The sequence below is a fragment of the Mailhella sp. genome (assembly GCF_057866825.1).
In genome coordinates this window covers 1-23,486 of record NZ_DBMAHT010000009.1, presented here as the reverse complement: position 1 = coordinate 23,486, position 23,486 = coordinate 1, and the positions used below count along the sequence as shown (strand labels likewise).

Here is a 23,486-nt window from a genome sequence, read left to right as displayed (position 1 = left end):
GTGCTCATTTCTGACCTCAGCAGCGAGCAGCTGCTCATGCTCATCGTTCCTGCGCTGCCGAACATGTGGGCGCTCAAGCACGCCATGTACCACGACTTTCCCACCACGAAGGAAAAGTATCGCTGGATGATGGCCTGCGTGTTCGTGCCCTGCCTTGCGGGCGTGGCCTACTACTTTGTGGGCAGAAAGCACGCCAGCAAGGAAAAGGTGGACATCCGCGCCAGAATGGAGGCGGAACGGGCCCGGGCGGCCGAGGAAAAGGCGAAGGCCGAAGACTCGGCCTCGCTGAGCGCAGCGTCGGCGGAATCTGCCGGAGCGTCGGGCGAAAGCGCGGCCTTTGCGGGTGCTGCGGGTGCCGGAGCTCTTGCGTCTGCCGGAGAAGCGGCGGCAAAGAGCGAAGTTCTGACGACGGACGCCGAAACCTCTGCCGAAGCGCCTGCGGCGACGGACGGGAGCGCGGATGCGCGTCCGCGTCCTTCGGGAACGGCGAGGGCTGGCGACGACTGGTCCTTCGGCTGCCCCGACGACGTTCGGAAGCCGTGAATATTTGATAATTGTAAGACAGGGCCCCGACCGGCGGCGTCGTCAGAACGCGGCGTGCAGGAGCGTCATTTGCCGGCGGAGTTCGTATGCAACGGGGGCGGGCCTGGCCCGCGTCCTCATGAATCAGGAGAAAAGGTCATGGAACTTATGAAATGGGGCCGCAATCTTGCCCTGTTGTCCCTGCCTCTGATGCTGACGGCGTGCGTGACGAGCAGCGAGCATAACGCTCTTCAGGCCCAGGTCAATCAGATCAACCGTCAGGTGAGCAGCAGTCAGACCAATCAGGCCGACAGCTGGTCGCAGCTCATGGAACTGCGTCAGGAAGTCTCGGAACTGCGCGGTCAGATCGATACGCTCAACTACGCCCTGCAGCGCGCAGGCGGCGCGCAGAAGATGGCCGACACCCTCGCCGTGCATGATCGCGCCCTGCACCTTCTGGAAAGTCAGATGGCGCTGGATCTGCAGCTCGGCGGCGATCCCAACGCGCAGCCCGGCGTTCCCGGAGCCGACGGCGCGACGCCCGGCGCGGTTCCCGGCATGCAGGCGGCTCCCGCCGCCGCTCCGGCTGCCCCCGTGGCGCAGGCAGCTCCCGCCGCCGCTCCGCAGCAGCAGAATGTGGACATGGCGCAGGCCCTGTACGACAACGGCATGAAGTCGTTCAATTCCCGCAACTATCAGGCGGCACTGCGTTCCTTCAGCGACTTCACCAAAACCTACCCCAAGAACAAGCTGGTTTCCAACGCCTGGTTCTGGCAGGGCGAAAGTCAGTATCAGCTGAAGAACTACGCCGAGGCCGCCCTGGCCTATGAAAACGTGATTTCCGGCTATCCCAACAGCGTGAAGGCTCCGGCTTCCTACCTGAAGCAGGGCATGTCCTTCCTGCAGCTCAACAAGAAGGCCGCGGCCAAGCAGCGCTTGAACGAACTCGTGCGCAAGTTCCCCAAGGCTCCCGAGGCCACCCGCGCCAAGCAGGTCATCTCGCAGAACAAGCTGTAGCGCGGCGCAGGCGAAGGCCTGCCGTCGCTTTTCTGCCGCAGGCGCGGCAGTGCGCATTTTTGCCCTCCGCAAGGCGGAGACATGCTTGAAAGGCCCGGCGTCGCTGACGACCGGGCTTTTCTGCGCCCTGCGGGATGCGGGGCGGCCGCGTCGAGCCCGCCTTTTCCCGGATCGGACAGAAGCCGTCGCCTCGCGCGCCGTGCCAGGCTGCCGCTGCGCGCGGGGACCATATCAATGCCCAGCGTTCGGCCATCTACTACGGCGGAAGCTGCCCCTGTAAGAAGGGGAGAGCGAGGAGACGGAAAAGACGACGGCCTCTGCGCGCGGGCAGGCCATAGGTTGTAGAAGCCTCCCCACACGGACGTTGTGAACGTCGCCCGGGCGTCCCGGCTGTCTGCTGAAAAGCCGGGGCCTTTCTGCGGCGCAAAGTCCCGGAACGGCGCTGCATCCGGGGGAGCGTGGCCGCTCTTGGCAACCGGAGCAGAATCGGCTATGATGTTCCGTTTTCTCAATACAGCTATATCATTTTATTCTTTTATCAGGATTCGCAAATGTCGGATACCATAGCCAACGACGAGGAGCTTCACATAACCGCTCCCGAACATTCCCTGCCGCCCTGCGCGCTGGAAGAGCTGCCCGAAGCCATGCAGCGCGCCTGCGCCCGCGCAGGCTGGACGCGCCTCATGCCCGTGCAGGCGCATGCGCTGCCCTATCTCATGGCCGGACGCGACCTCATGGTGCAGTCCCGCACGGGCAGCGGCAAAACGGGCGCCTATCTTCTGCCGCTCATTTCTCTGCTCGATCCCGAAGTGAAGAAGCCGCAGGCCCTCATTCTCGCGCCCACGCGCGAACTGGCCAGTCAGGTGGAACACGAGGCCCGCACCCTTTTTGAAGACGCGGGTCTTTCCGTCGCCGCGCTGTACGGCGGCGTGGGCTACGGTCGTCAGCTTGAGGCTCTGCATGCCGGCGTTCAGGTCATTGTGGGCACGCCCGGCCGCGTGCTCGATCATCTTCTGCGCCGCACCCTTTCGCTCGACGCCCTGCGCGCTCTCATCTTCGACGAAGCGGACCGCATGCTCTCCATCGGGTTCTACCCCGACATGAAGGAGATTCAGCGCTATCTGCCGTCGCACACCATTCTGTCCACGCTTTTTTCCGCCACCTATCCCCAGCACGTCTTGAATCTCGCCGGAGAATTCCTGCGCGATCCGCAGATGCTCAGCCTCTCGCAGGGACAGGTGCATGTGGCCGCCATTCAGCATCGCTACGTGGAATGCGGCCGCATGGACAAGGATCGCACCCTGGTGCGCCTCATGGAAACCGAGAATCCCACCTCGGCCATCATTTTCTGCAACACGAAGTCCAACGTGCATTATGTGACCGCCGTGCTCAAGGGCTTCGGTTACAACGCGGACGAACTTTCCGCCGATCTTTCCCAGAACAAGCGCGAGGAAGTGCTTGAACGCCTGCGCGAAGGCAAGGTGCGTCTGCTCGTGGCCACCGATGTGGCCGCCCGCGGCATCGACATTCCCGCGCTCTCCCACGTGTTCCTCTACGAGCCGCCGGAAGACCGCGAGTCCTACATTCACCGCGCGGGCCGCACGGGTCGCGCCGGAGCCGCAGGCACGGTGATTTCCCTTGTGGACATCATGGAAAAGATGGAGCTTCAGCGCATCGCGTCGTTCTACCGCATCGACATGGAGCCTCTGGCCAATCCCACGGACGAAGAAGTGGCCGTCGCCGCCGGACGCCGGGAAACCGCGCTGCTCGACGCGCGCCGCAGAGCCTGCACCGGACTCCAGCTGGAACGCGCCCGCCGTTATCTTTCCCTGGTGAAGGAAATGGCGCAGAGCGACGATGAAGATCAGCTCATGCTTCTGGCCCTGCTCATGGACGCCGATTATCAGCGCAGCCTCGGCATGGAACAGACTCTGCCGAGACCCCGCGCCGAGCGCGAGAACGACCGCCGCTCCTCCCGCAGAAATCGCGGCAGGGACAAGGCCGAAGAGGCGTCTGAAGAGGGGGAAAAGTCCCGTTCGCGCCGCCGCAGACGCAGAAAGTCCGGCGACTCGAATGCTGCCGATGCTCCCGCCGCGGAACAGACCTCCGCTGCCGCGGATCAGGCTGCCGCTTTTGAGAATCAGGCTCCGGCGGAAGGCGTCGAGACCGCTTCCGCGCCGGAAGGTGAAGGCCGCAGACGTCGTCCCCGCCGCCGTCCCCGCCGCCGCGGCTCGGAAGAGGGCGCGCAGCAGGGCGAACAGAGTTCCGAACCTTCTTCGCAGGCGGGCGATACGGAGTAGAGAGCCGTGCGCATACCTGGCACGGTGGTAGATCCGCAGGCGGGCAGGGCCACGCCCGAAGCGCTGGTGAACACCTTTGAGGCGCTGCTTGCCGATGCGGATTTTGCCGCCTTTCTCAACATTCTCGGCACGGGCCGCTTCGCTTTTTCCGCAAGAAAGGCCATGCGGCCCGTGTTCACGGCGCTGTGCCTCGGCATATGGCGTCTGGCCCTGAAAAGAGCCGCGCCCGACAGCTGCGATGAGGCCTATGAACGCGGTCTCGCCGAGTTCTGGCCCAGGGTGAAGGACGCCGACTCCTTCATGGTGCTTGTACGCGACGTCGCCCGCTTTCTGCCCGAGCAGGGCAGGGAGGACTTCACCCCCACCGCGCGGGACATGTTCCGTCGCGCGGGCCGGGAGCCCGATCAGGCGGGACTTGTGGGCATGGCGCTCTTTCTGCGGCGCATGTACGATTATTTTTTAAACAACCTCATGTAACAGGAAACATTATGCCTCAGTACGGCGATCTCGTCATTCTGGCTTCTCCCCGCGGCAAGCGTCACATCTACCGCATCGAGGAAGGGCACGACCTGCACACGCAGGACGGCGTCATGCGCGCGGCCGACCTGGCGGCCTCCGAATTCGGCACGGAAGTGCGCACGGCCATGGGCGTTCCCTTCCGCCTTGAAAAGCCGCAGCTCTACGACCTGGTCATGGGCATCAAGCGGCAGACGCAGATCATGTATCCCAAGGACATGGGACTCATCTGCTTCAAGCTCGGTGTGGGCAACGGCCGCACCATTCTCGAAGCCGGTTCCGGTTCGGGCGGCTTCACCCTGGCGCTGTCGTGGTTTTCCGGCCCCAACGGCCACGTTCACAGCTTCGAGGCGCGCGAGGAATTCCACAAGCTTGCCAAACGCAACCTGGCATGGGCGGGCGTGGGCGACAACGTGACCTTCCATCTGCGCGACATCGCCGACGGCTTCGGCGTGAACGATCCCGACGTGTTGAACGGTCAGAAGGGCGACGCGCTCTTCCTCGACGTGCGCACCCCGTGGGAATACCTCGACGCCGCGCGCGAGGCCCTTGTGCCCGGCGCGCCCATCGCCTTTCTGCTGCCCACCATCGAGCAGGTGGCGGAACTCATCAAGGCGCTGGAAATCGAACCCTTTGAAGAAACCGAAGTGTGCGAAATCCTGGTGCGTCCGTGGAAGGTCGTGCCCGGACGTCTGCGCCCCGCCGACCGCATGAGCGCGCACACCGCGTTTCTCGTGTTCACGCGCATGCAGGAACGCAGCGCCGACTGGGACGCCCGCATTCCGCTGGGAACCCGCGAACGCAAGCAGGAAGCCGCCCGTCAGGCCCGGCTTGCCGAGGCCCGCGGCGAGGATCCGGACAGCGTGGATTACGAAATCTAGCCGCGAACCCTGAAGTGTCGGGCGCGGCGCTTTGACCGTGCCTCGCCTCTGCCGCGCGCCGAATCCTCTCCCCATCCGCGCCGAAGATCGTCCGCAGCCGGAAGGCGGCGCTTTCGCAAGGGGGCGTCGTTTCGTCTACGCCGTCTGCAAAGAGCGCATCGCGTCAACTTGTCACCACAACACGGGGAACGTCCCCGAACGCATTGTCATGAACATTACCATTCAGAATCTTTCCAAGTCATACGGCGGTCGCGACATTTTCCATGATTTTTCGCTGGATATCGTGGACGGCATGCGTCTTTGCGTATGCGGCCCCAACGGAACGGGCAAATCCACGCTTCTGCGCATGATGGCGGGCGTGGACGCGCCGGACGGCGGCCGGGTGATCATTCCGCACGGATGCCGCGTGGGATACGTGGAGCAGATACTGGACGAAAAAACGCTGGACGTGCCGCTCCTGGAATGGGTGCAGGCCGCGCTGCCCGACTGGGGCGACTTCTGGCAGGAATGGGAAAAGGCGCAGAGCGCCGGCGACGAGGCGGCCATGAACCGCCTCATGGCGCGTCAGCACGACCTTGAGACCCGCTACGGCTACAATCCCGAGCAGCGCGCGCAGACCGTGCTTTCGGGCCTCGGTTTTTCCAAGGAAAAATGGAGTCTTCCCATCCGGCAGCTTTCGGGCGGCTGGCGCGAGCGCGCCAAGCTTGCGCGCGTGCTCACCGCGGGCGCGGACGTGCTCTTTCTCGACGAACCGACCAACCATCTCGACCTTGAGGCCGTGGAATGGCTGGAAGAATTTCTCATGGACTTCAAGGGAATTCTGGTGTTCGTGGCGCACGACCGCGTGTTCATGGATCATGTGGGCACGCACGTATTGTACCTCGGGCTGTCCAAGCCCGTGTTCCGCAAGTGCAACTACACCAAGTTTCTGGAGCTTCAGGCGGAAATCGAGGAGCAGCGCGAACGCGAGGCCAAGCAGATAGCCGACGAGCTTGAGCACAAGATGGACTTCATCCGCCGCTTCAAGGCCAAGGCCACCAAGGCGCGTCAGGCGGGTTCCCGTCAGAAGCAGGCCAGAAAGCTGGAAAAGGAACTTGAACAGTACAAGCCCGAACCCAAGCGGCGCGAACTGTCGTTCAAGTGGCCGGAGGCCGCGCCTTCCGAAAAGGTGGTGCTCTCCGTGGCGGATCTGGCCTTCCATTTTCCCGACGGCACCACGCTGTGGCCGCCGCTCACCTTTTCGCTGTTCCGCGGTCAGCGCGTGGGCCTTGTGGGCCACAACGGCTGCGGCAAGTCCACGCTGCTCAAGATCATTGCGGGCAAGCTGGCCCGCACGGGCGGCACGTTCACCATGGGCTCCTCCACGCGCATGGGCTACTACAGCCAGCAGCAGGCCGAAACTCTGGATCTCGGCGGTACGGTGCTCGGCGAAATGCGGCGTCTGTCCGACCCGCACACCTCGGAAGAGGAACTCATGAGCGTGCTCGGCCTGTTCATGCTCGGACAGGGCTACTTCGACCGCTCCATTGATTCGCTTTCCGGAGGCGAGCGCAGCAGGCTCGTGCTGGCGCTCCTGTTCCTGCGCCGCTGCAACTTCCTCGTGCTCGACGAACCGACCAACCATTTGGACCTTGAAAGCCGCGACGCCCTGGTGGAAGCGCTGGAAGCCTTTGACGGAACGCTGCTTGTGGTGGCGCACGACAGGCATCTGCTCTCCGAAGCCGTGGACGAAATATGGGCCGTGGATGAGAAGGGCATCACCGTGTACAAGGAAGGCTTTGCGCAGTATGACGCGGCCCGTCGCGCGGCGCGCACCGCTGCCGCAAGGCAGGAATCCGCGCCTGCCGCGAGTTCCGCGTCTTCCGGAGCGGCGGTGAGGCCGGTTCCCGGCACCAACCTTTCCCGCGAAAACCTCAAGAAGCTCAAGCGCGAGCAGGCCGAACAGCGAAACGCGCTCTACAAGCAGCTCAAGCCGCTCCAGGCACGCTACGCCGAACAGGAAAAGGCGCTGGAAGCCCTGCTGACCCGTCAGGAAGAAGTGGAAGGCCTGCTGGCCGATCCCGCCGTGTACGCCGACGGCGTCAAGGCGTCGGAGCTGCTCAAGGAATTCCATTCCCTTCAGGAGCGTTCGGAAAAGGAACTCGAGGCGCTCGGCGAGCTGGAATCGAAGATTTCCGAGCTTGAGGCCAAAAGAGCCGCGCTTTCCCTCGACGGGGGAGAGTAGGGAACGTTGACGGAGCCGCGCTTCGTCGTCCCTGCCGGGAGGCGGGGCGCGTTTCTTGCCGGAGCGTGGAACACGGCCGCACACGCCTTGCTTCGGCCCGGGCGTCGCGGAGCTCATGCCGCCTCTTCGCCGCGGCCCTGTGGCGAAGAGCTGACGAAGCTCTTGCGTTTGCAGAGGTTCCCTGGGCTCGGGCTCGATTTTGCCGGATCGCGGGTCGGAAGAGCGGCGCTTCGACGCGCTTTGTCTTGCCGGCGTAGGGAGCGGCGAACCGTTGTCCCGCAAGGCAAAAGACGCGAAAAAAATGTCCGGCTGACATCATATTGACTCAGTTGCGTGCCATGCTGAAGGACGAAGTCGTGAAAGTGGCGCTGCCTCGCTGATTTTTTTCTGGAAATTTTTTCGGGAAAGGGCGACTATCGAGGTGGACACGGACATCGGTCGGCAAGCCGTTTCTCTTTTTATCGTGGAGAGCCCCGTGATCGATCAGAATTACTTGCAGTGCCATTTTTTCAGATCGCAGACCAAGGACAGCAACATGCACAGGAAAAAGCCGCAGTCCGGCAGGGTGTACCGCATAGGCGAAGCCGCCCGTGCGCTGAACCTTCAGACCAGCGTGCTTCGGTTCTGGGAAGGGGAATTCCCCGCGCTCCAGCCTGTGCGGACGCCCAAAGGACAGCGCCTGTACTCGGAAGGCGACATGGAGCTTCTGCGTAAAATACGTTCGCTGCTCCATGAACAGGGCATGACCATAGAAGGCGCGCGCCGCGTGCTGGCGGGCGAGGCCATGCCGGAACTTGCGCAGGCCCTCGCCGGGCGGCCCGCCGAAAAGGACGACGACGCAAGAAAGCTGCTGACCGAGGCGCTGAAGGAGCTTGTGGAAATACGCGCTCTGCTTACCAACAACCCTCCCAAGGAGAACCATTCATGATACTCTCGCCCTCGCTTCTTTCCGCCGACTGCGGAAATCTGGCAGAAACCCTCAGAAATCTGGAATCTGCCGGGGTGAAGTGGGTACACTGGGACGTGATGGACGGGCAGTTCGTGCCCAATATCACATTCGGACAACACGTCATAAAAGGCCTGCGCCCGGCGTCGGGTCTTTTTTTTGACGTTCATCTCATGATCGAGCGGCCGGAACGCTATCTGAGCGAGTTCCGGGACGCGGGCGCGGACATGCTCGTGGCGCACGTGGAAGCCACCGTGCATCTTCAGCGCACGCTTGCGGAAATTCGGCGTCTCGGCATGAAGGCCGGGGCGGCGCTGAATCCCGCCACGCCGCTCAGCTCGCTCGACTACGTGCTCGACGATGTGGACATGGTGCTCGTCATGAGCGTGAACCCCGGCTTCGGGGGACAGAAATTTCTGCCCGCCACGCTCCGCAAGGTTGCGGAACTGCGGGCGAAGCTCAACGCCGCCGGCCGTGCCGACTGCCTCATTCAGGTGGACGGCGGCGTGAATCTCGACAATACCGGAGCCCTTGTTGAAGCCGGCGCAGACGTGCTGGTTTCCGGTTCCGCCTTTTTCGGACATCCTCCCTTCAGCGAACGCCTTGCCGCCTTCACGGCCGCCGCGCGCTGAGTTTTTCCTGCAATACCTCCAAGGAGACAGCCTTTATGCCTACTCGTGCAGAACTTGCCAATGCCATCCGCGCCCTTTCCATCGACGCCATCGAGAAAGCCAAATCCGGTCATCCCGGCGCTCCCATGGGCATGGCCGACATGGCCGAAGCCCTGTGGCGCGGCTTTCTGAAGCATAATCCTGCCGACCCCGCCTGGCCCAACCGCGACCGCTTCGTGCTTTCCAACGGTCACGCGTCCATGCTGCTCTATGCGCTGCTGCACCTCACCGGATACGATCTTTCCATGGACGACATCCGCAACTTCCGTCAGCTCGGCGCGAAAACGCCCGGTCATCCCGAATTCGGCGTGACCCCCGGCGTGGAAATGACCACCGGCCCGCTCGGCCAGGGCATCGCCACCGCCGTGGGCATGGCCCTTGCCGAACGCATGATGGCCCATACCTTCAACCGTGAAGGCTTCCCCGTCATGGATCACTACACCTGGGTGTTCCTCGGCGACGGCTGCCTCATGGAAGGCCTCTCGCAGGAAGCGTGCTCGCTCGCGGGCACCTGGAAGCTCGGCCGTCTCATCGCGCTCTACGACGACAACAGCATTTCCATCGACGGCAACGTGGAAGGATGGTTCACCGACGACACCCCCGCCCGCTTTGAAGCCATGGGCTGGCACGTGGTGCGCGGCATCGACGGTCATGATTCCGAGGCGCTCGACATGGCCATTCGTCAGGCCATGGCCGTGACGGACAAGCCTTCGCTCATCTGCTGCAAGACGGTGATCGGCCGCTTTGCGCCCACCAAGGCCGGCACGGCTTCCTGCCACGGCTCGCCGCTCGGCGCGGAAGAAGCCGCCGCCGCCCGCGCCGCCATGGGCTGGACGGCCGAACCCTTCACCGTACCGGACGACATCCGCGCCGCCTGGGACGCCCGTGAAAAGGGCGCGGCCGCGCAGAAGGCCTGGGAAGACATGTTCGCCGCCTACGCCGCCGCCTATCCCGAACTCGCCGCCGAGTTCCGCCGCCGCATGGCCGGCGAACTTCCCGCCGCCTGGCCCGACGCGGCCCGCAAGGCCGTGGAGGCCGCCATGGCCGAAACCAAGGACGTCGCCACCCGCGCGGCGGGCAAGAATGCGCTCAACATCATCGCTCCCGCGCTGCCGGAACTCGTGGGCGGCTCGGCCGACCTCAGCGGTTCCGTGGGCACGGAGTTCAAGGGCGCAAAAACGCTCGACGTTTCCGATTATTCCGGCAACTACATCCGCTACGGCGTGCGCGAGTTCGGCATGGGCGCCGTCATGAACGGCCTCAAGCTGCACGGCGGCTTCATTCCCTACGCGGGCACCTTCTTCGTGTTTTCCGACTACGCCAAGAGCATCATCCGCTCGGCGGCCATCATGAAGCAGCGCGTCATCTGGGTGCTTACGCACGATTCCATCGGCGTGGGCGAAGACGGCCCCACCCATCAGCCCGTGGAACAGATCGCCGCCCTGCGCATGACGCCCGGCGTGCAGGTCTGGCGCCCCTGCGACAGCACCGAGGCCGCCGTGGCCTGGACGCAGGCCGTGGAATATCAGGACGGCCCCGTGTGCCTCGTCATGAGCCGTCAGGCGCTGCCCCAGCAGAAGCGCACCGAAGCGCAGGTGGCCGACATCCGTCGCGGCGGCTACGTGCTCAGAGACTGCGAAGGCGAACCGGAACTCATTTACATTGCCACGGGTTCCGAAGTGCAGCTCGCCGTGCAGGCCGCGGAAAAGCTCGCCGCGGAAGGTCGCCGCGTGCGCGTGGTTTCCATGCCTTCCTGCGAGGTGTTCGACCGTCAGGACGCCGCCTATCGTGAATCCGTGCTTCCGTCTTCCGTGCGCGTGCGCGTGGCCGTGGAAGCGCAGACCGCCGCATGGTGGTGGAAGTATGTGGGACTTGACGGCCGCGTCGTTGGTATGGGAACATTCGGAGCTTCCGCTCCGGCGGGAAAGCTGTTCCCGAAGTTTGGCTTTACGGTAGAAAACATTGTGCAGCAGGCTCTTGAACTGCTGTAAGGAAAGGAGAAAACCGATGAAAGCACTGACCATGAACGATGTGGACATGAAGGGCAAGCGCGTTGTCATGCGCGTGGACGTGAATGTTCCCATCCATGACGGCGTCATCACCAGCGACAAGCGCATCCGCGCCGTGCTGCCCACCATCAGGAAGGCCCTGGACGCGGGTGCGGGCGTCATCCTGCTTGCGCATCTGGGCCGCCCCACCGAGGGCGTGTTTGAAGAACAGTTCTCTCTGCGTCCCGTGGCCGCCCACATGGGCAAGCTGCTCGGCATGCCCGTGGAATTCTGCGCCGAACCTCTGAAGGGCGTGGAATGCAAGCCCGGCCAGGTGGTGCTGTGCGAGAACGTGCGCTTCTTCAAGGGCGAAAAGAAGAACAGCGAAGAGCTGGCCGCCAAGTACGCCGCCATGGGCGACATCTACGTGATGGACGCGTTCGGCGCGGCCCATCGTGCTCAGGCCTCCACCGAAGGCGCGCTGCGCAAGGCCGCCGTGGCCGTGGCCGGACCGCTCATGTTCGCTGAAATGGAAGCCGCCACCAAGCTGCTCGACAATCCTGAACGTCCGCTGTTCGCCATCATCGGCGGTTCCAAGGTGTCCACCAAGCTCACCGTGCTCGAAAACCTGCTCAAGCATGTGGACGGCCTCATTGTGGGCGGCGGCATTGCCAACACCTTCCTGGAAGCCGCGGGTTGCAATATGGGCTCCTCCCTCGTGGAAAAGGATCTCATTCCCGAAGCCAAGCGCCTCATCGACATGGCGAAGGAACGCAACGTGCTGCTGCCCCTGCCCACCGACGTGGTTGTGGCTCCGAGCTTTGAACGCGCTTCCGAAGCCGTGACCAAGAAGGTTTCCGAACTTTCCGCCGAAGACTGCGCCTTCGACATCGGCGAAGAGACCGTGAAGGCCTACGCCAAGATTCTTGCCGACGCCCGCACCATCGTGTGGAACGGCCCCGTGGGCGCGTTTGAAACCGTGCCCTTCGACAAGGGCAGCCGCGCTCTTGCCGACATTCTTGCCGACTCCAAGGCCTACACCCTGGTGTGCGGCGGCGACACCGTGGCCGCTGTGGAATCCTTCGGCGTGGCGTCCAAGATGGGCTATCTGTCCACCGGCGGCGGCGCGTTCCTCGAAGTGCTCGAAGGCAAGACCCTGCCCGCCGTGGCCGCCCTTGCCGACGCCGCCTCGAAGAAGTAGTCGCATATCATAAAAGTTCGCGGGGAGAGACGCTCTTCGCGACGCATAGAAAAAGGCCGTTTTCCGAAAGGAAGACGGCCTTTTTCGTTGGAATGAGCGGCGATGCAGCAGGGGAGAGCAGTGCGGAGAGCGTTCGGCACGGCGAAGGCCCGAAGCTGAGCCTTGCGCGAAGCAGAACTTGCGCGGCGCAACGATGCACAGGTCGGCCGATGCGCGGAGCGGCCTGCGTGGATGTGAGCCCTCGCCTGTTGAGACTGCACAGGCGAGACTATTCGCGGCTGAGACCGAGCGAAACGGAGACCTTGCGGGGGGAAAATGCGCGGGGCGGCGGGGCAAGACGCGGCAACGGCACGGGGCAAGGCGTTTCGCTGCCGCCTGCGCTCACGGCCTGAGCACGTTTTCCAGCTCTTCCAGAAGATGCCGGAGCAGGTTCGTCACGCTGAAGGCCGTGCCGGTTTCCGCGTACAGGGATGAGGCGATGCCCGCAAGTTCCTTGGGAATGGCTTCCGCCGGCACGTTGACGTTCACGCCTATGCCCACCACGGCCCACTGCAGATCGGTGTTGTGAAACATGCTTTCCACCAGAATGCCCACCACCTTGCGGTCGTTGAAGAAAAGATCGTTGGGCGCTCGCTGCTCCAGGTCGAGTCCGCAGCTTTTCTTCACCGCCCGAGCCACGGCCTCCATGGCCAGCCGGGGCAGCAGGTCCAGCTTTTCTGGAGAAATGCGCGGCTTGGTGATGACGGAAAACGTCAGGCTTCCCGGCAGATTCAGCCAGCGGTGACCGTTGCTGCCTCTTCCCTCGTTCTGGCGTCGCGCCACCACGACCACGCCTTCTTCCGCGCCGTTCATGGCTTCCAGCGCGGCCACCTGATTGGTGGAGTCCGTTTCCTTGAGCCAGAGCCAGTCCTTTTTCCCCAGCACGCTGGTATTGAGCCCTTCGCGCGCGTCGCGCCCCGCCCACGGATCCGCCCGGGAAATGAGACGGTAGCCCCGCCTCGGCACCGATTCTATGATGTGTCCTTCCTCGCGCAGACCCATCACATGCTTGCTCACCGCGGCCCGGCTGATGCCGAGAGATCGTGAAAGCGCCTCTCCGGAAATCCATTGTTCCTGTCCGTTCTGCACAAGACTGTCCAGAATGCGGTCACGCATGGGAATTTCATCTCGCGTCATGGCCTTCTCCCGTGGTGAAACGTCAATTGTCAACCAAAAAATATTTTATTTAAGTTGACATTAAACGGCATGCGGATAAAAGAAGAGGACATCCCTTACCGTTATCAGGAAAACATCATGCATACTCTTCTTTCCGCCATCCTTCATCGTCTTGCCGGGGACGAAAAAGGTCCCCTGCTGTCCCGCCGCGAAGCGGAGGAATTCATTCATCTTCCCGCCTCCTGCACCACGGACATGCTGTCCGTGGCCGGCGTGGTGCGCGCCGTGCGCGCTCCGTCGTTCTTCAACTGCGGCATCATCAACGCCAAATCCGGCCGATGCCCGGAAAACTGCGCCTTCTGCGCACAATCAGCACATCATGAAACGGGCGCTCCTGTCTATCCTTTTATGGACGAGGAGACGCTTTTGCGCAAGGCGGCGGAGGCCGCGGCGCACGGAACTCGGCGTTTCGGCATCGTGGTGAGCGGCACCATGCTCGGCGAGGCCGACGTGGAGCCGCTGTGCCGCGCGGTGGAGCGCATTGTTCGGGAAACGGGCATGAGCGTGTGCGGCTCGCTCGGCATACTCACGAAGGAGCGCGCCGTGTGCTATCGCGAGGCGGGCATTACGCGCTATCATCACAATCTGGAAACGGCGGAGAGCTATTTTCCGAACATCTGCACCACGCACGCCTACAGTGAAGACGTGCAGAGTCTGCGCGTCGCCCGGGAGGCGGGGCTGGAAGTGTGTTCCGGGGGCATCATCGGGCTCGGCGAGAGCCTGGAACAGCGGGTGGAGCTCGCCTGCACGCTCGCGGAACTGGATGTGGATTCCATTCCGCTGAATTTTCTGAACGCCATTGCGGGCACGAGGCTTGAACACATGCCGCGTCTTGCGCCCGAGGAGGCGCTGCGCGCCATTGCGCTTTTCCGCGTCATGAATCCCGACAAGGATCTGCTCATTGCCGGGGGCCGCGGTCACGTGCTCGGCACGTGGCAGAGCTGGCTGTACGCGGCCGGAGCGAACGGCATGATGATCGGCGATTATCTCACCACGTCGGGCGCGGCCTTTGAAGCCGATCTTTCCATGATGCGCACGCTGGGAGTGAAGTCGTGAGCGCGTTTTTCGTCACGGGTACGGATACCGACGCGGGCAAGACCACGATCACGGCGGGACTGCTTCGGGCATTTGTCCGGGCGGGCGTTCCGGCTCGGGCCGTGAAGCCCGTGCAGACCGGCTGCGTCGAGGGGCCGGACGGCCTGGAAGCCCCCGACGTGGCGGTCTGGAAGCGGGCCGGAGGGGAGGGCAGAGCAATTTCTCTGTTCCGGGTTCCCTGTTCGCCGCATCTTGCCGCGCGACTGGAGGGCGCAACGCTGAGCGCGGCGTCGCTGGCGGCCGAGTGCCGGAAGAGCGTCGGCGCGGAAGGCGTGACGCTGTTCGAGGGCGCGGGAGGGCTGCACGTTCCTCTGAACGAAGAGGAAAGCATGCTCGATCTCATGCGGGCGCTGCGTTTTCCGGTGCTGCTGGTGGTGGCCAACCGGCTGGGATGTCTCAATCACGCCGTGCTCACGCTGGACGCGCTGGAACAGGCCGGTCTCACGGCGGCGGGCATGGTGCTCTGCCGCACGGCCCCAGCCGATCAGGCGGATGCGGGCACGGGCGCGGAGGCCGAGGCGCTCATTCTCAGCGACAACGTGGAGAGCCTCGCCCGGGAAGGAAAAAGACGCGGCGTGCCGCTTCTCGCGGACGTTCCCTATCTGGCGGACGTTTCCCCGCAGGATGCGCAGTTCTGGGACGCGCTGGCCGACCGTCTCGCCGGGGCTGCCCGGCGTCTTGCCGAGGAGCCGGACGACGCGCGCCGTCATGAGGAACTGCTCGCCTTTGACCGGGCGCATTTGTGGCATCCGTATACGTCGGCCATGCGTCCTCTGCCCGTGTTCGAAGTGACGGGCGCGTCGGGCGCGCGGCTTTTTCTGCAAGGCGGCGCGAGTCTGGTGGACGGCATGTCGTCGTGGTGGTGCCGGGTGCACGGCTACGGCAACAGGCGTCTGGTGCGCGCCGTGCAGAAGCAGGCGGCCAGGCTTTCGCACGTCATGTTCGGAGGACTCACGCACGAACCGGCGGTGGAGCTCGGCAGACGTTTGCTGTCGCTGCTTCCGGCAGGGCTGGAACACATCTTTTTTGCCGATTCCGGCTCCGTGGCCGTGGAAGTGGCCATGAAGATGGCCGTGCAGTACTGGCGCTCGGTCGGGCGCGAGAAAAAGAGCCGCTTTGTGGCGCTGCGGGGCGCGTATCACGGCGACACGCTCGGGGCCATGTCGCTGTGCGATCCGGTAACGGGCATGCATTCGCTTTTTTCCGGCGTACTTGCGCAGCAGCTTTTCGTGGAGCGGCCGACGTGCCGTTTCGATGCTCCCTATGATCCTGCAAGCTTTGCGCCCATGGAGCGCATGCTGCGGAAGCATGCCGGGGAAACGGCCGCCGTTGTGGTTGAGCCCGTGGTGCAGGGAGCCGGGGGCATGTGGTTCTATCATCCTTCGTACCTGCGGGATCTGCGCGCTCTCTGCGACGAGCTCGACGTGCTGCTGATTGCCGACGAAATAGCCACGGGCTTCGGCCGCACGGGACGCATGTTCGCCTGCGATCATGCGGGCGTGTCGCCCGACGTCATGTGCGTGGGCAAGGCGCTGACCGGCGGCATGATGACGCTTTCCGCCGTGGCGGCCACAAGGCGCGTGGCCGAGGGCATTTCCGGCGCCGACGCGGTACACGGGGGCGGAGTGTTCATGCACGGGCCTACGTTCATGGGCAATCCGCTGGCCTGCGCCGCAGCCTGCGCCAGCCTCGACGAGCTGTGCGCCTCTCCCTGGCGGGAGCGCGTTCTGCACATTCAGCAGGTGCTGGAACAGGGACTTGCCCCGTGTCGCAACGCGCCCGGCGTGTGCGACGTGCGCGTGCTCGGAGCCATCGGCGTGGTGGAAATGGAACAGGCCGTGGATGTGGAGGCCTGGCAGAAGTATTTCGTGTCGCGGGGCGTGTGGATACGTCCGTTCGGGCGCACCGTGTACGTCATGCCTCCGTTCGTCGTTTCCGACGAGGAACTTCATCTGCTCTCCGGAGCCGTCTGCGACGCGGTCTTGTCTGCCGCATCTCACGGGGGCTCGCCCGCTTTGGAAAACAACGGGAGACCGTATTCGTGCTGATATTCTGCCTTTACTCCGCGCTGCTGCTCGCGCTCGGCGTGCTGGACGCCCGTCATTCGCGCGGCTCGTCCGCGTTTTTCGTCAACAGCCGTTCCTCTGGCGCGTGGCGCACGGGCTTTTCTCTGGCGGCGTCCTGCATCGGCGGTTCCGCCACCATAGGCATAGCGGGGCTCGCCTGGCAGGTGGGCGCGCCCGCCTTCTGGTGGCTGGGCTCCGGGGCCTGCGGTCTGGCGCTGCTCACGCTTTTCATTGCCCGCAAGGTGCGCGAGTCGGAAGCGTACACCATGCCGGAAATCGTGGCCGCCTGGATCAGTCCGCAGGCGCGCACGCTCTCTTCCCTCATCATCATGCCGGCGTGGCTGGCCATTTTGGCGGCGCAGTTCACGGCCATGGGCAAGCTCGCAGCAGCTCTCACGGCCATGCCGCCGGAATGGGCCCTCGTGGTCGGCGCGGCGGTGATCGTGGCCTATTCCTGCCTCGGCGGGCAGGCCTCCGTCATCCGCAGCGACGGCCCGCAGTGCGTGCTGCTGCTCGCAGGCATTCTGGCGGCTCTGTTCTGGCTCTGGGGGCACAATCCTGCGCCGCTGGAATCGCTGCGGCTGGAAATCGTCAATGACGACTTCACATTGGAAAGATTCTCGTATTTCATGATCATCATGGGCGGCAGCTATCTTGTGTGCCCCATGCTGTTCGGACGCATTCTGAGCGCGAAAAGCGGCGCGAGCGCGCTGCGCGGCTGCTGGCTTGCCGTGTTCATGCTGCTGGCCGCCTCGGCGGTTATTGTGGCGCTCGGCGTGCTCTGCCGGAACTTCGTGCCTGCGGGAACGGCTCCCGACGACGTGCTTGCCGCGGCCATGCGTCTTCTGCCGTCGTGGGCGGGCATGTGTCTCATGGTGGCGCTGCTTTCCGCCGTGCTCTCGTCGGCGGACTCCTGCCTCGTGACGGCTTCCACGGTGCTGTGCAACGACCTTCTCGGCCGCCGCGACGTGAAGCTCTGCCGTCTGGTCACGTTGCTTTTCGGCGCGGGAGGGCTGCTGCTTTCCGCGCAGGGGCACGGCATTCTCGATCTGCTGCTCATGGCCAACGACATGTATGTGTGCGGCGTGGCGGTTCCCGTGTTTGCGGCCATGCTCATGAAGCGGGGAGCCGTGCATCCGCGGGCGGCGCTGGCGTCCATGATGATGGGCGGCGCGGGCGGTCTGGCCTGCGCCGTGAGCGGACAGGAAATGTTCGGCTATGCAGGCATGGCGCTCGCCGTGGCGGCCATGCTGCTCGGGCGCTTCGTGCGGACGGCTCCACGTGCTTCGGCGGAGAACATGCAGATTTCGTAACCGACGAAGTCTCGTAGCGAGCGGAGATTGAACACTTCATCGACCTCAGCGGGGAGCGCGCCCGAAGCGCGGCCCTGACTGCGGGCAAAACGCGTCAAAAAAGGCCGTCGGAGTTCGTCCGACGGCCTTTTGTCTTTGGCGTGTTCACCTGTGCCCGGCATGCAGTGGACGGGCGTGGGATTTTTCCAGACCGGCCGGGGCGCGCCGGAGCCCGGCGACGTTTTTACACGTCGAGTCCGGCGTGATAGCCCTGATACACGGCGGTGGTGATGGTGGAGGGACGCACGGCGTCGCCGATGACGCGCACCACGGGCGCGGCGTCAACGAGATCAGCGTACTTGCGGGAGCGCTGACCCACGGCGCAGATGACCGTTTCGGCGGGCAGCAGCACTTCCTTGCCTTCGGCGTCGCGCACGAGCAGGCCGTTTTCCTTCACGGCAAGGCCGGTGCATCCGGTGCGCACGTCCACCAGTTCCTTCAGCTTGCGCAGCAGGATGGGGCGATGCCGGATGTTGGCGTCGGGCGCCACCTCGGGCCGCATTTCCACCAGCGTGACCTTCTTGCCTTCCTGCGCCAGATGAATGGCGCATTCGCAGCCCGCAAGACCGCCGCCGAGCACGACCACGGAGTTCGCGCATTCATGTTTGCGCAGGTAGTAGTCGTTCACCACAATGACGTTCTTGCCGTCCATGCCGGGCAGCGGAGGAATGATGGGTTCGGAGCCGATGGCGATGATGAGCGCGTCCGCGCCTTCCTTTTCCACGTAATCGGCCGTGACCGTGGTGTTCAGGCGCACTTCCACGCCTTCGATTTCCATCTGACGGGCGAGCGTGAGGCCGAGCTGATACATTTCGTGCTTGAAGGGAATGGCCTGTTCGCTCTTGAGAATGCCGCCGAGTTCGGCTTCCTTTTCGCACAGAATGACGTGATGGCCGCGCTGAGCCGCGGCAATGGCGGCCTTCATGCCGCCGCAGCCGCCGCCGGCCACCAGCACCTTCTTCGCGCGGCGGGCGGGCAGCGCGGGCGGATCCTGTTCGCGGCCTATCTGCGGATTCACCGTGCAGCGGCGCGTGCCCGTGGTGGGACGTTCGGCCATGCACACGAAGCAGCGCAGGCAGCGTACTATTTCGTCGTCGCGGCCTTCCATGACCTTGGAGGGCAGTTCGGGATCGGCGATGAGCGCGCGGGCCATTTCCACAACGTCGGCCTTGCCGGAGGCAATGATGTCCTCCATCTGGGCGGGATCGTTCAGCGCGCCGATGGTTGCCACGGGCGTGGACACGTGCTTTTTGATTTCGGCGGCGAGATACACGTTGCAGCCGTGTTCGGAGAACATGGGCGGATGCGTGTCGAAGAAGCCGAACTGATAGGATCCCGCCGACACGTGAATGAGATCGACTTTGCCGTCGAGCAGTTTGGCGATTTCCACGCCGTCTTCCAGCGTGTAGCCGCCCTCGAAGAGTTCGGAACCGCTCATGCGCACTTCAATGGGGAAGCCGGGACCGACGGCGGCGCGCACGCTGGCCACCACTTCGAGCAGAAGGCGGGCGCGCCCTTCCAGACTGCCGCCGTATTCGTCGTCGCGCTTGTTGAAATAGGGGGAGAGGAACTGATTGATGAGCCAGCCGTGCCCGGCGTGGATCATGACCATTTCAAAGCCGGCGCGCTTGGCGAGGGCGGCTTTTTCTCCGTAGGAGGCCACGATGTCGGCAATCTGTTCTTTGGTGAGGGCCTTGACCGGGCGGCCGTCGGGACGCACGCCGTCGCAGGGACCGTACTGGGAGAGAGACGCCTTTTTTTCCTTGTCCACGAGATAGGTGCCCGCGTACTGGCCGGAATGGGAGAGCTCCACGCTGGGAATGGCGCCGTGACGGCGTATGGCGTCGGCCATCATGGTGAAGCTCGCCAGGGAGCCCGGCGTCTGCAGTTCAAGATGAAGCATGTGGGAGGCGTCCGTGGCCGGATGTACGACAAGCTCGCTCACGGTGACGTTGGCGCTGCCGCCTTTTGCCCTGTTTTCGTAGAAGGCGCGGCTCCCCGGTCCGGCGCAGCAGTCCCAGGTGATGTCGGTGGCGCCGGTGGGCGCGGCGAACATGCGGTTGCGGAAGGTGACTCTGCCGAGGGTGATGGGGGAACTCAGATGCGGATATTTTCTCGTCATACGTTCTCCAGAAAAAAGTTTTTCTATTATCCATCGCATGAAAAGGCTGTACTGTAAAGTCGAAAACATTTTTGTCATGTTTGACGGCGTTGCACATGAACGTCGTGCCGCACGGAGGGCGAAAAGCCCTGGGGCGCAGGAGCACGGAGCGAAGAGGGGCGAGGAAAAATTTTTTTCGGAGGAGAGCGACGGAACCGCCCGGAAAGTTTCCGGGAGAAGAGGGAAAGAACGTGCAGGAGGGGGCGAAGGGAAGCGATGGGGCGAAGGGGCGGGCGGGTAAGGGCGTCGACCTGGTGAGAGGACTTGGTCAGTCGAGGTCTGACGAAAGGTGCATCGAAAAAAGGACGGCGGAGCTGACGATGAGAGCGGCGGTGTTCAGAGGGGGCGGCGGGAGAGCTGAGGCCGGTTGTGGAAGTGCCGTGCGGGGAAGTCCGGGGCGAGTGCGCAGGGAGACCCCTAACGCGGAGGCGCGCCTGCCCAAGTGGGGCGCGCGGCGCGTGTGGAGCGGCGGGGAGCGCGAACAAGCGCCCGGCGGCAGGCGAGCGCGGCTCGCGCGGAAGCGGGTAAGGGCAAAAAAGGCGTCGGCCGGAGAGATGAAGCCGGACGAGGAAGTTTTGCGTCAGCGAAGCTGTCGGCAGGCGGAAGGACGGGTCGGCAAAGCAGTGTCGGCAAAATTGCGCTCTGCGGGTGCGGGAGAGACGTGGAAGCCTGTGCAGCGTTTCGGGGATGTTCGTTCGGACATGCGTCGTCTGATTTTTTTGCAGCGCTCCGGCTGCGTCGCGAACGGCTTTCCGGGAACGCGTTTGCGGGCGCAGAGGCTCGGCAGCGTCGTTCTGCGGCGCGCAGAGAGCGATTTCGGGCAGCGGAATTCAGCAGAAACGTTCTTTTTTGCTTCTCGAAAAAAGTTCCCCTGTAAATGATAATGAAATTCTTTTTCTATAATATTGACAGTGAAAATCCATTTCAATATAGTTCCGTCATCGCCCTTTGCCGGTGGAACGGTTGCGAGGGATGGCCGACGGCGTCGGGGCGCATTCAGGAAAAAAGCAGGGCTGTCCTGCATTCGAGGAGGATAAGGTATGAACGAGAATCTCAAATACGGTCTGTTTTTTCTGGGCGGCGCGGCTCTCGGAGCCATCGGTGCGGTGGCGGTGAGCCGCGGCAAGCTGGACCTCAAGCCCTTTGCCGCCGAGCTTGTGAGCCGCGGCCTTGATCTGCGCGACGCCGTGATGGCCCGCGCCGAGACCGTGCGCGAAAACGTGGAGGACGTGGTGGCCGAAGCGCAGGCGGTTTCCGAGCAGCGCAGGGCCCGCAGCGAAGAAGCGTAGTTTCGGCGGGCCGCGCTGGCGGCTTTTCTACCCGGACGCTCTTTTGCGGGCCGGGTTCTTTTTTTGACCGGCGGCATGGGCCTTGCCGGCGTATTCGGGAGATGCCATGAATTTTGTGCTGGTCCATCGCATTCCGGGGAGGGCGCGCCTTCGCAGCGACGCGCCTTTCGGCATGCGCACGGTCGAGACGCTGGCCGACAGGCTGGACGCTCTTGAAGGCGTGGAGGGCGTGCGCGTCAATCCGCGCACCGGAAGCGTGCTTCTGCTCTACAACGACGAAAGCGTGTTCGACCGGGCTTCCGCGCTGCTCTTCGGCGCAGGCAGAGAGCCGGAAAGACGAGTCCCCGCGCCTGCGCCTGAGCGCGGAGAAAAGCCCGGTCTGTTTCCTTTTTTTCACTATCTTTGCCTGCGGCCGCTGCTGCCCGTGGCCGTGAACATGGTTTCGGCCTTTTCGCGGGCGCTGCCGTTTCTTCGCCGCTGCCTCTCTTCGCTGGCGCACGGTAGGCTCGACGTGGACGCCCTCGACGGCGCGGCCATAGCCGTTTCCCTTTTGCGCCGCGATTTCAGCACCGTGGGGCTTCTCACGCTGCTGCTCGGCTTCGGCGAGGCGCTGGAGCGCTACACGCAGAAGAAGTCGCTGGAGAATCTGGCTTCGCACCTGGCGCTTCAGGCGGACAGGGTATGGGTGAAGAGAAACGGCGCGGAAGAGCTCATTCCCTTCGGGGAGCTTCGGGAAAGCGATCTTGTGGTGGTGCGCGCAGGTTCCGCCGTGCCTGTGGACGGCGTGGTGGAAGGCGGAACCGCTTCGGTGAACGAGTCCTCCATGACGGGCGAGCCGATGGGCGTTCTGCGTTCCCGCGGAGCGTCGGTGTATGCGGGAACCGTGGTGGAGGCTGGCGAAATTCACGTCCGGCCCACGAGCCTGGGCAAGGACACCCGCATGCAGCAGATCGTGCGCTTCATCGAGCAGTCCGAGCAGATGAAGGCGGGCATTCATGGGCGCTTTGAGAAACTGGCGGACAAGGCCGTGCCCTTCACGTTCGGTCTGGCCGCGCTGGTGTGGCTGTTTACGCGAAATCTCACGCGCGCTTCGTCCGTGCTGCTCGTGGATTATTCCTGCGCGCTGCGTCTGGCCACGCCGCTCGCCATTCTGGCGGCCATGGACGAAGGCGTGAAGCACAAAGTCATGGTCAAGGGCGGACGTTTTCTTGAAGCGCTCTCTTCCGTGGACACCGTGGTGTTCGACAAGACGGGCACGCTGACGCAGTCGCGGCCGGAAGTGGCCCGGGTCATTCCGGCGGAAGGCTATGACGAGGACTTCGTGCTCCGGCTTTCGGCCTGCCTGGAGGAACATTTTCCGCACCCGGTGGCGCGCGCGGTGGTACACGGCGCCGAGCGGCGGAATCTGCGCCACGAGGAAGAGCACACCGAGGTGGAATACGTGGTGGCGCACGGCATTGCTTCGCAGTGGCGGGGCAAGCGCGTGCTGCTCGGCAGCCGTCACTACCTTTCGCAGGACGAAGGCGTGGACGTCTCTTCCATGGACGCCGTGGTGGAGGAACTTTCCCGCGAGGGATATTCGCTGCTCTACCTTGCCCTGGACGGGCGTCTTGCAGGACTCATCGCCATGGAGGATCCGCTCCGGCCGGAGAGCGCGGCGCTGGTGGAAAAGCTTCGCGGCATGGGCGTGAAGCACGTGCTCATGCTCACGGGCGACGACGTCCGCACGGCTTCCGCCGTGGCAGGCAGGCTCGGCATCACGGAATTTCGCGCGCAGGTGCTGCCGGAAGACAAGGCCCGCGTCGTGCAGGAGCTCAGAAGCGAGGGCCGCGTGGTGCTCATGATCGGCGACGGCATCAACGATTCTCCGGCGCTGTCCTCGGCCGACGTGGGCGTGACGTTGCGCGACGGCTCGGATCTGGCCCGCGAGGTGGCCGACGTGGTGCTCATGGGCGGATCGCTCAGGGAACTTGTCACGGCGCTTGAGCTCGGCCGGGGCGCGATGAAGCGCATTCACTTCAACTTCCTGACCACCATGATGC

At 63.9% G+C, this 23,486-nt stretch carries 18 protein-coding genes; 15 read left to right on the top strand and 3 right to left on the bottom strand.

The window, feature by feature from the left end; translation table 11 throughout:
• From ACZM96_RS02290 to ACZM96_RS02245, 10 genes are all read left to right on the top strand, one after another.
• Positions 1-543, top strand: coding sequence for a hypothetical protein (locus tag ACZM96_RS02290; RefSeq protein ID WP_489487054.1), 543 nt, complete (start codon positions 1-3; stop codon positions 541-543).
• A gap of 138 nt (positions 544-681) precedes the next feature.
• Positions 682-1,539 (top strand): tol-pal system protein YbgF, encoded by an 858-nt coding sequence (gene ybgF, locus ACZM96_RS02285; RefSeq protein ID WP_489487052.1) that lies wholly within the window; start codon positions 682-684, stop codon positions 1,537-1,539.
• A gap of 551 nt (positions 1,540-2,090) precedes the next feature.
• On the top strand, positions 2,091-3,839 hold the full coding sequence (locus ACZM96_RS02280) for a DEAD/DEAH box helicase (protein ID WP_489487050.1): 1,749 nt from the start codon (positions 2,091-2,093) through the stop codon (positions 3,837-3,839).
• 6 nt (positions 3,840-3,845) lie between these two features.
• Positions 3,846-4,316, top strand: a complete 471-nt coding sequence (locus ACZM96_RS02275; protein ID WP_489487048.1) for a hypothetical protein — start codon at positions 3,846-3,848, stop codon at positions 4,314-4,316.
• A gap of 11 nt (positions 4,317-4,327) precedes the next feature.
• The gene (locus ACZM96_RS02270) at positions 4,328-5,236 is read left to right on the top strand and encodes a tRNA (adenine-N1)-methyltransferase (protein WP_489487046.1); all 909 of its coding nucleotides are present in this window, start codon (positions 4,328-4,330) and stop codon (positions 5,234-5,236) included.
• Between the two features lie 208 nt (positions 5,237-5,444).
• Positions 5,445-7,460 carry an ABC-F family ATP-binding cassette domain-containing protein gene (locus tag ACZM96_RS02265; RefSeq protein WP_489487045.1) on the top strand — a complete coding sequence of 672 codons (2,016 nt, stop codon included), beginning with the start codon at positions 5,445-5,447 and terminating at the stop codon, positions 7,458-7,460.
• 535 nt (positions 7,461-7,995) lie between these two features.
• The gene (locus tag ACZM96_RS02260; RefSeq protein WP_294486962.1) at positions 7,996-8,388 is read left to right on the top strand and encodes a MerR family transcriptional regulator; all 393 of its coding nucleotides are present in this window, start codon (positions 7,996-7,998) and stop codon (positions 8,386-8,388) included.
• Positions 8,385-9,038, top strand: a complete 654-nt coding sequence (rpe, locus tag ACZM96_RS02255; RefSeq protein ID WP_489487044.1) for a ribulose-phosphate 3-epimerase — start codon at positions 8,385-8,387, stop codon at positions 9,036-9,038. The genes ACZM96_RS02260 and rpe overlap by 4 nt, the downstream gene beginning before the upstream one ends.
• A 35-nt stretch (positions 9,039-9,073) precedes the next feature.
• Positions 9,074-11,068, top strand: a complete 1,995-nt coding sequence (gene tkt / locus ACZM96_RS02250; protein ID WP_489487043.1) for a transketolase — start codon at positions 9,074-9,076, stop codon at positions 11,066-11,068.
• A gap of 16 nt (positions 11,069-11,084) precedes the next feature.
• On the top strand, positions 11,085-12,266 hold the full coding sequence (locus tag ACZM96_RS02245; protein WP_489487041.1) for a phosphoglycerate kinase: 1,182 nt from the start codon (positions 11,085-11,087) through the stop codon (positions 12,264-12,266).
• 381 nt (positions 12,267-12,647) lie between these two features.
• Here ACZM96_RS02245 and ACZM96_RS02240 read toward each other — a convergent pair whose 3' ends face one another.
• Positions 12,648-13,442 carry a biotin--[acetyl-CoA-carboxylase] ligase gene (locus ACZM96_RS02240; RefSeq protein ID WP_489487040.1) on the bottom strand — a complete coding sequence of 265 codons (795 nt, stop codon included), beginning with the start codon at positions 13,440-13,442 and terminating at the stop codon, positions 12,648-12,650.
• 117 nt (positions 13,443-13,559) lie between these two features.
• Here ACZM96_RS02240 and bioB point away from each other — a divergent pair, with 117 nt between their 5' ends.
• The 3 genes from bioB to ACZM96_RS02225 are packed head-to-tail and all read left to right on the top strand — an operon-like array spanning position 13,560 to position 17,955.
• Complete coding sequence (gene bioB, locus ACZM96_RS02235) at positions 13,560-14,537, top strand: biotin synthase BioB (protein WP_489487038.1); 978 nt, start codon at positions 13,560-13,562, stop codon at positions 14,535-14,537.
• Positions 14,534-16,624, top strand: a complete 2,091-nt coding sequence (gene bioA, locus ACZM96_RS02230; RefSeq protein ID WP_489487037.1) for an adenosylmethionine--8-amino-7-oxononanoate transaminase — start codon at positions 14,534-14,536, stop codon at positions 16,622-16,624. The genes bioB and bioA overlap by 4 nt, the downstream gene beginning before the upstream one ends.
• Complete coding sequence (locus tag ACZM96_RS02225; RefSeq protein ID WP_489487035.1) at positions 16,618-17,955, top strand: sodium:solute symporter family protein; 1,338 nt, start codon at positions 16,618-16,620, stop codon at positions 17,953-17,955. The genes bioA and ACZM96_RS02225 overlap by 7 nt, the downstream gene beginning before the upstream one ends.
• 223 nt (positions 17,956-18,178) lie before the next feature.
• Here ACZM96_RS02225 and ACZM96_RS02220 read toward each other — a convergent pair whose 3' ends face one another.
• Positions 18,179-20,116, bottom strand: coding sequence for an FAD-dependent oxidoreductase (locus ACZM96_RS02220; protein WP_489487034.1), 1,938 nt, complete (start codon positions 20,114-20,116; stop codon positions 18,179-18,181).
• Between the two features lie 619 nt (positions 20,117-20,735).
• Entirely contained in the window at positions 20,736-21,083 is a 348-nt protein-coding gene (locus tag ACZM96_RS02215) for a hypothetical protein (protein ID WP_489487033.1), read from the bottom strand.
• Between the two features lie 112 nt (positions 21,084-21,195).
• Here ACZM96_RS02215 and ACZM96_RS02210 point away from each other — a divergent pair, with 112 nt between their 5' ends.
• Entirely contained in the window at positions 21,196-21,444 is a 249-nt protein-coding gene (locus ACZM96_RS02210; RefSeq protein ID WP_489487032.1) for a hypothetical protein, read from the top strand.
• 106 nt (positions 21,445-21,550) lie between these two features.
• Positions 21,551-23,486: heavy metal translocating P-type ATPase (locus ACZM96_RS02205; RefSeq protein ID WP_489487030.1), on the top strand; the 1,936-nt coding region annotated here is incomplete at its 3' end.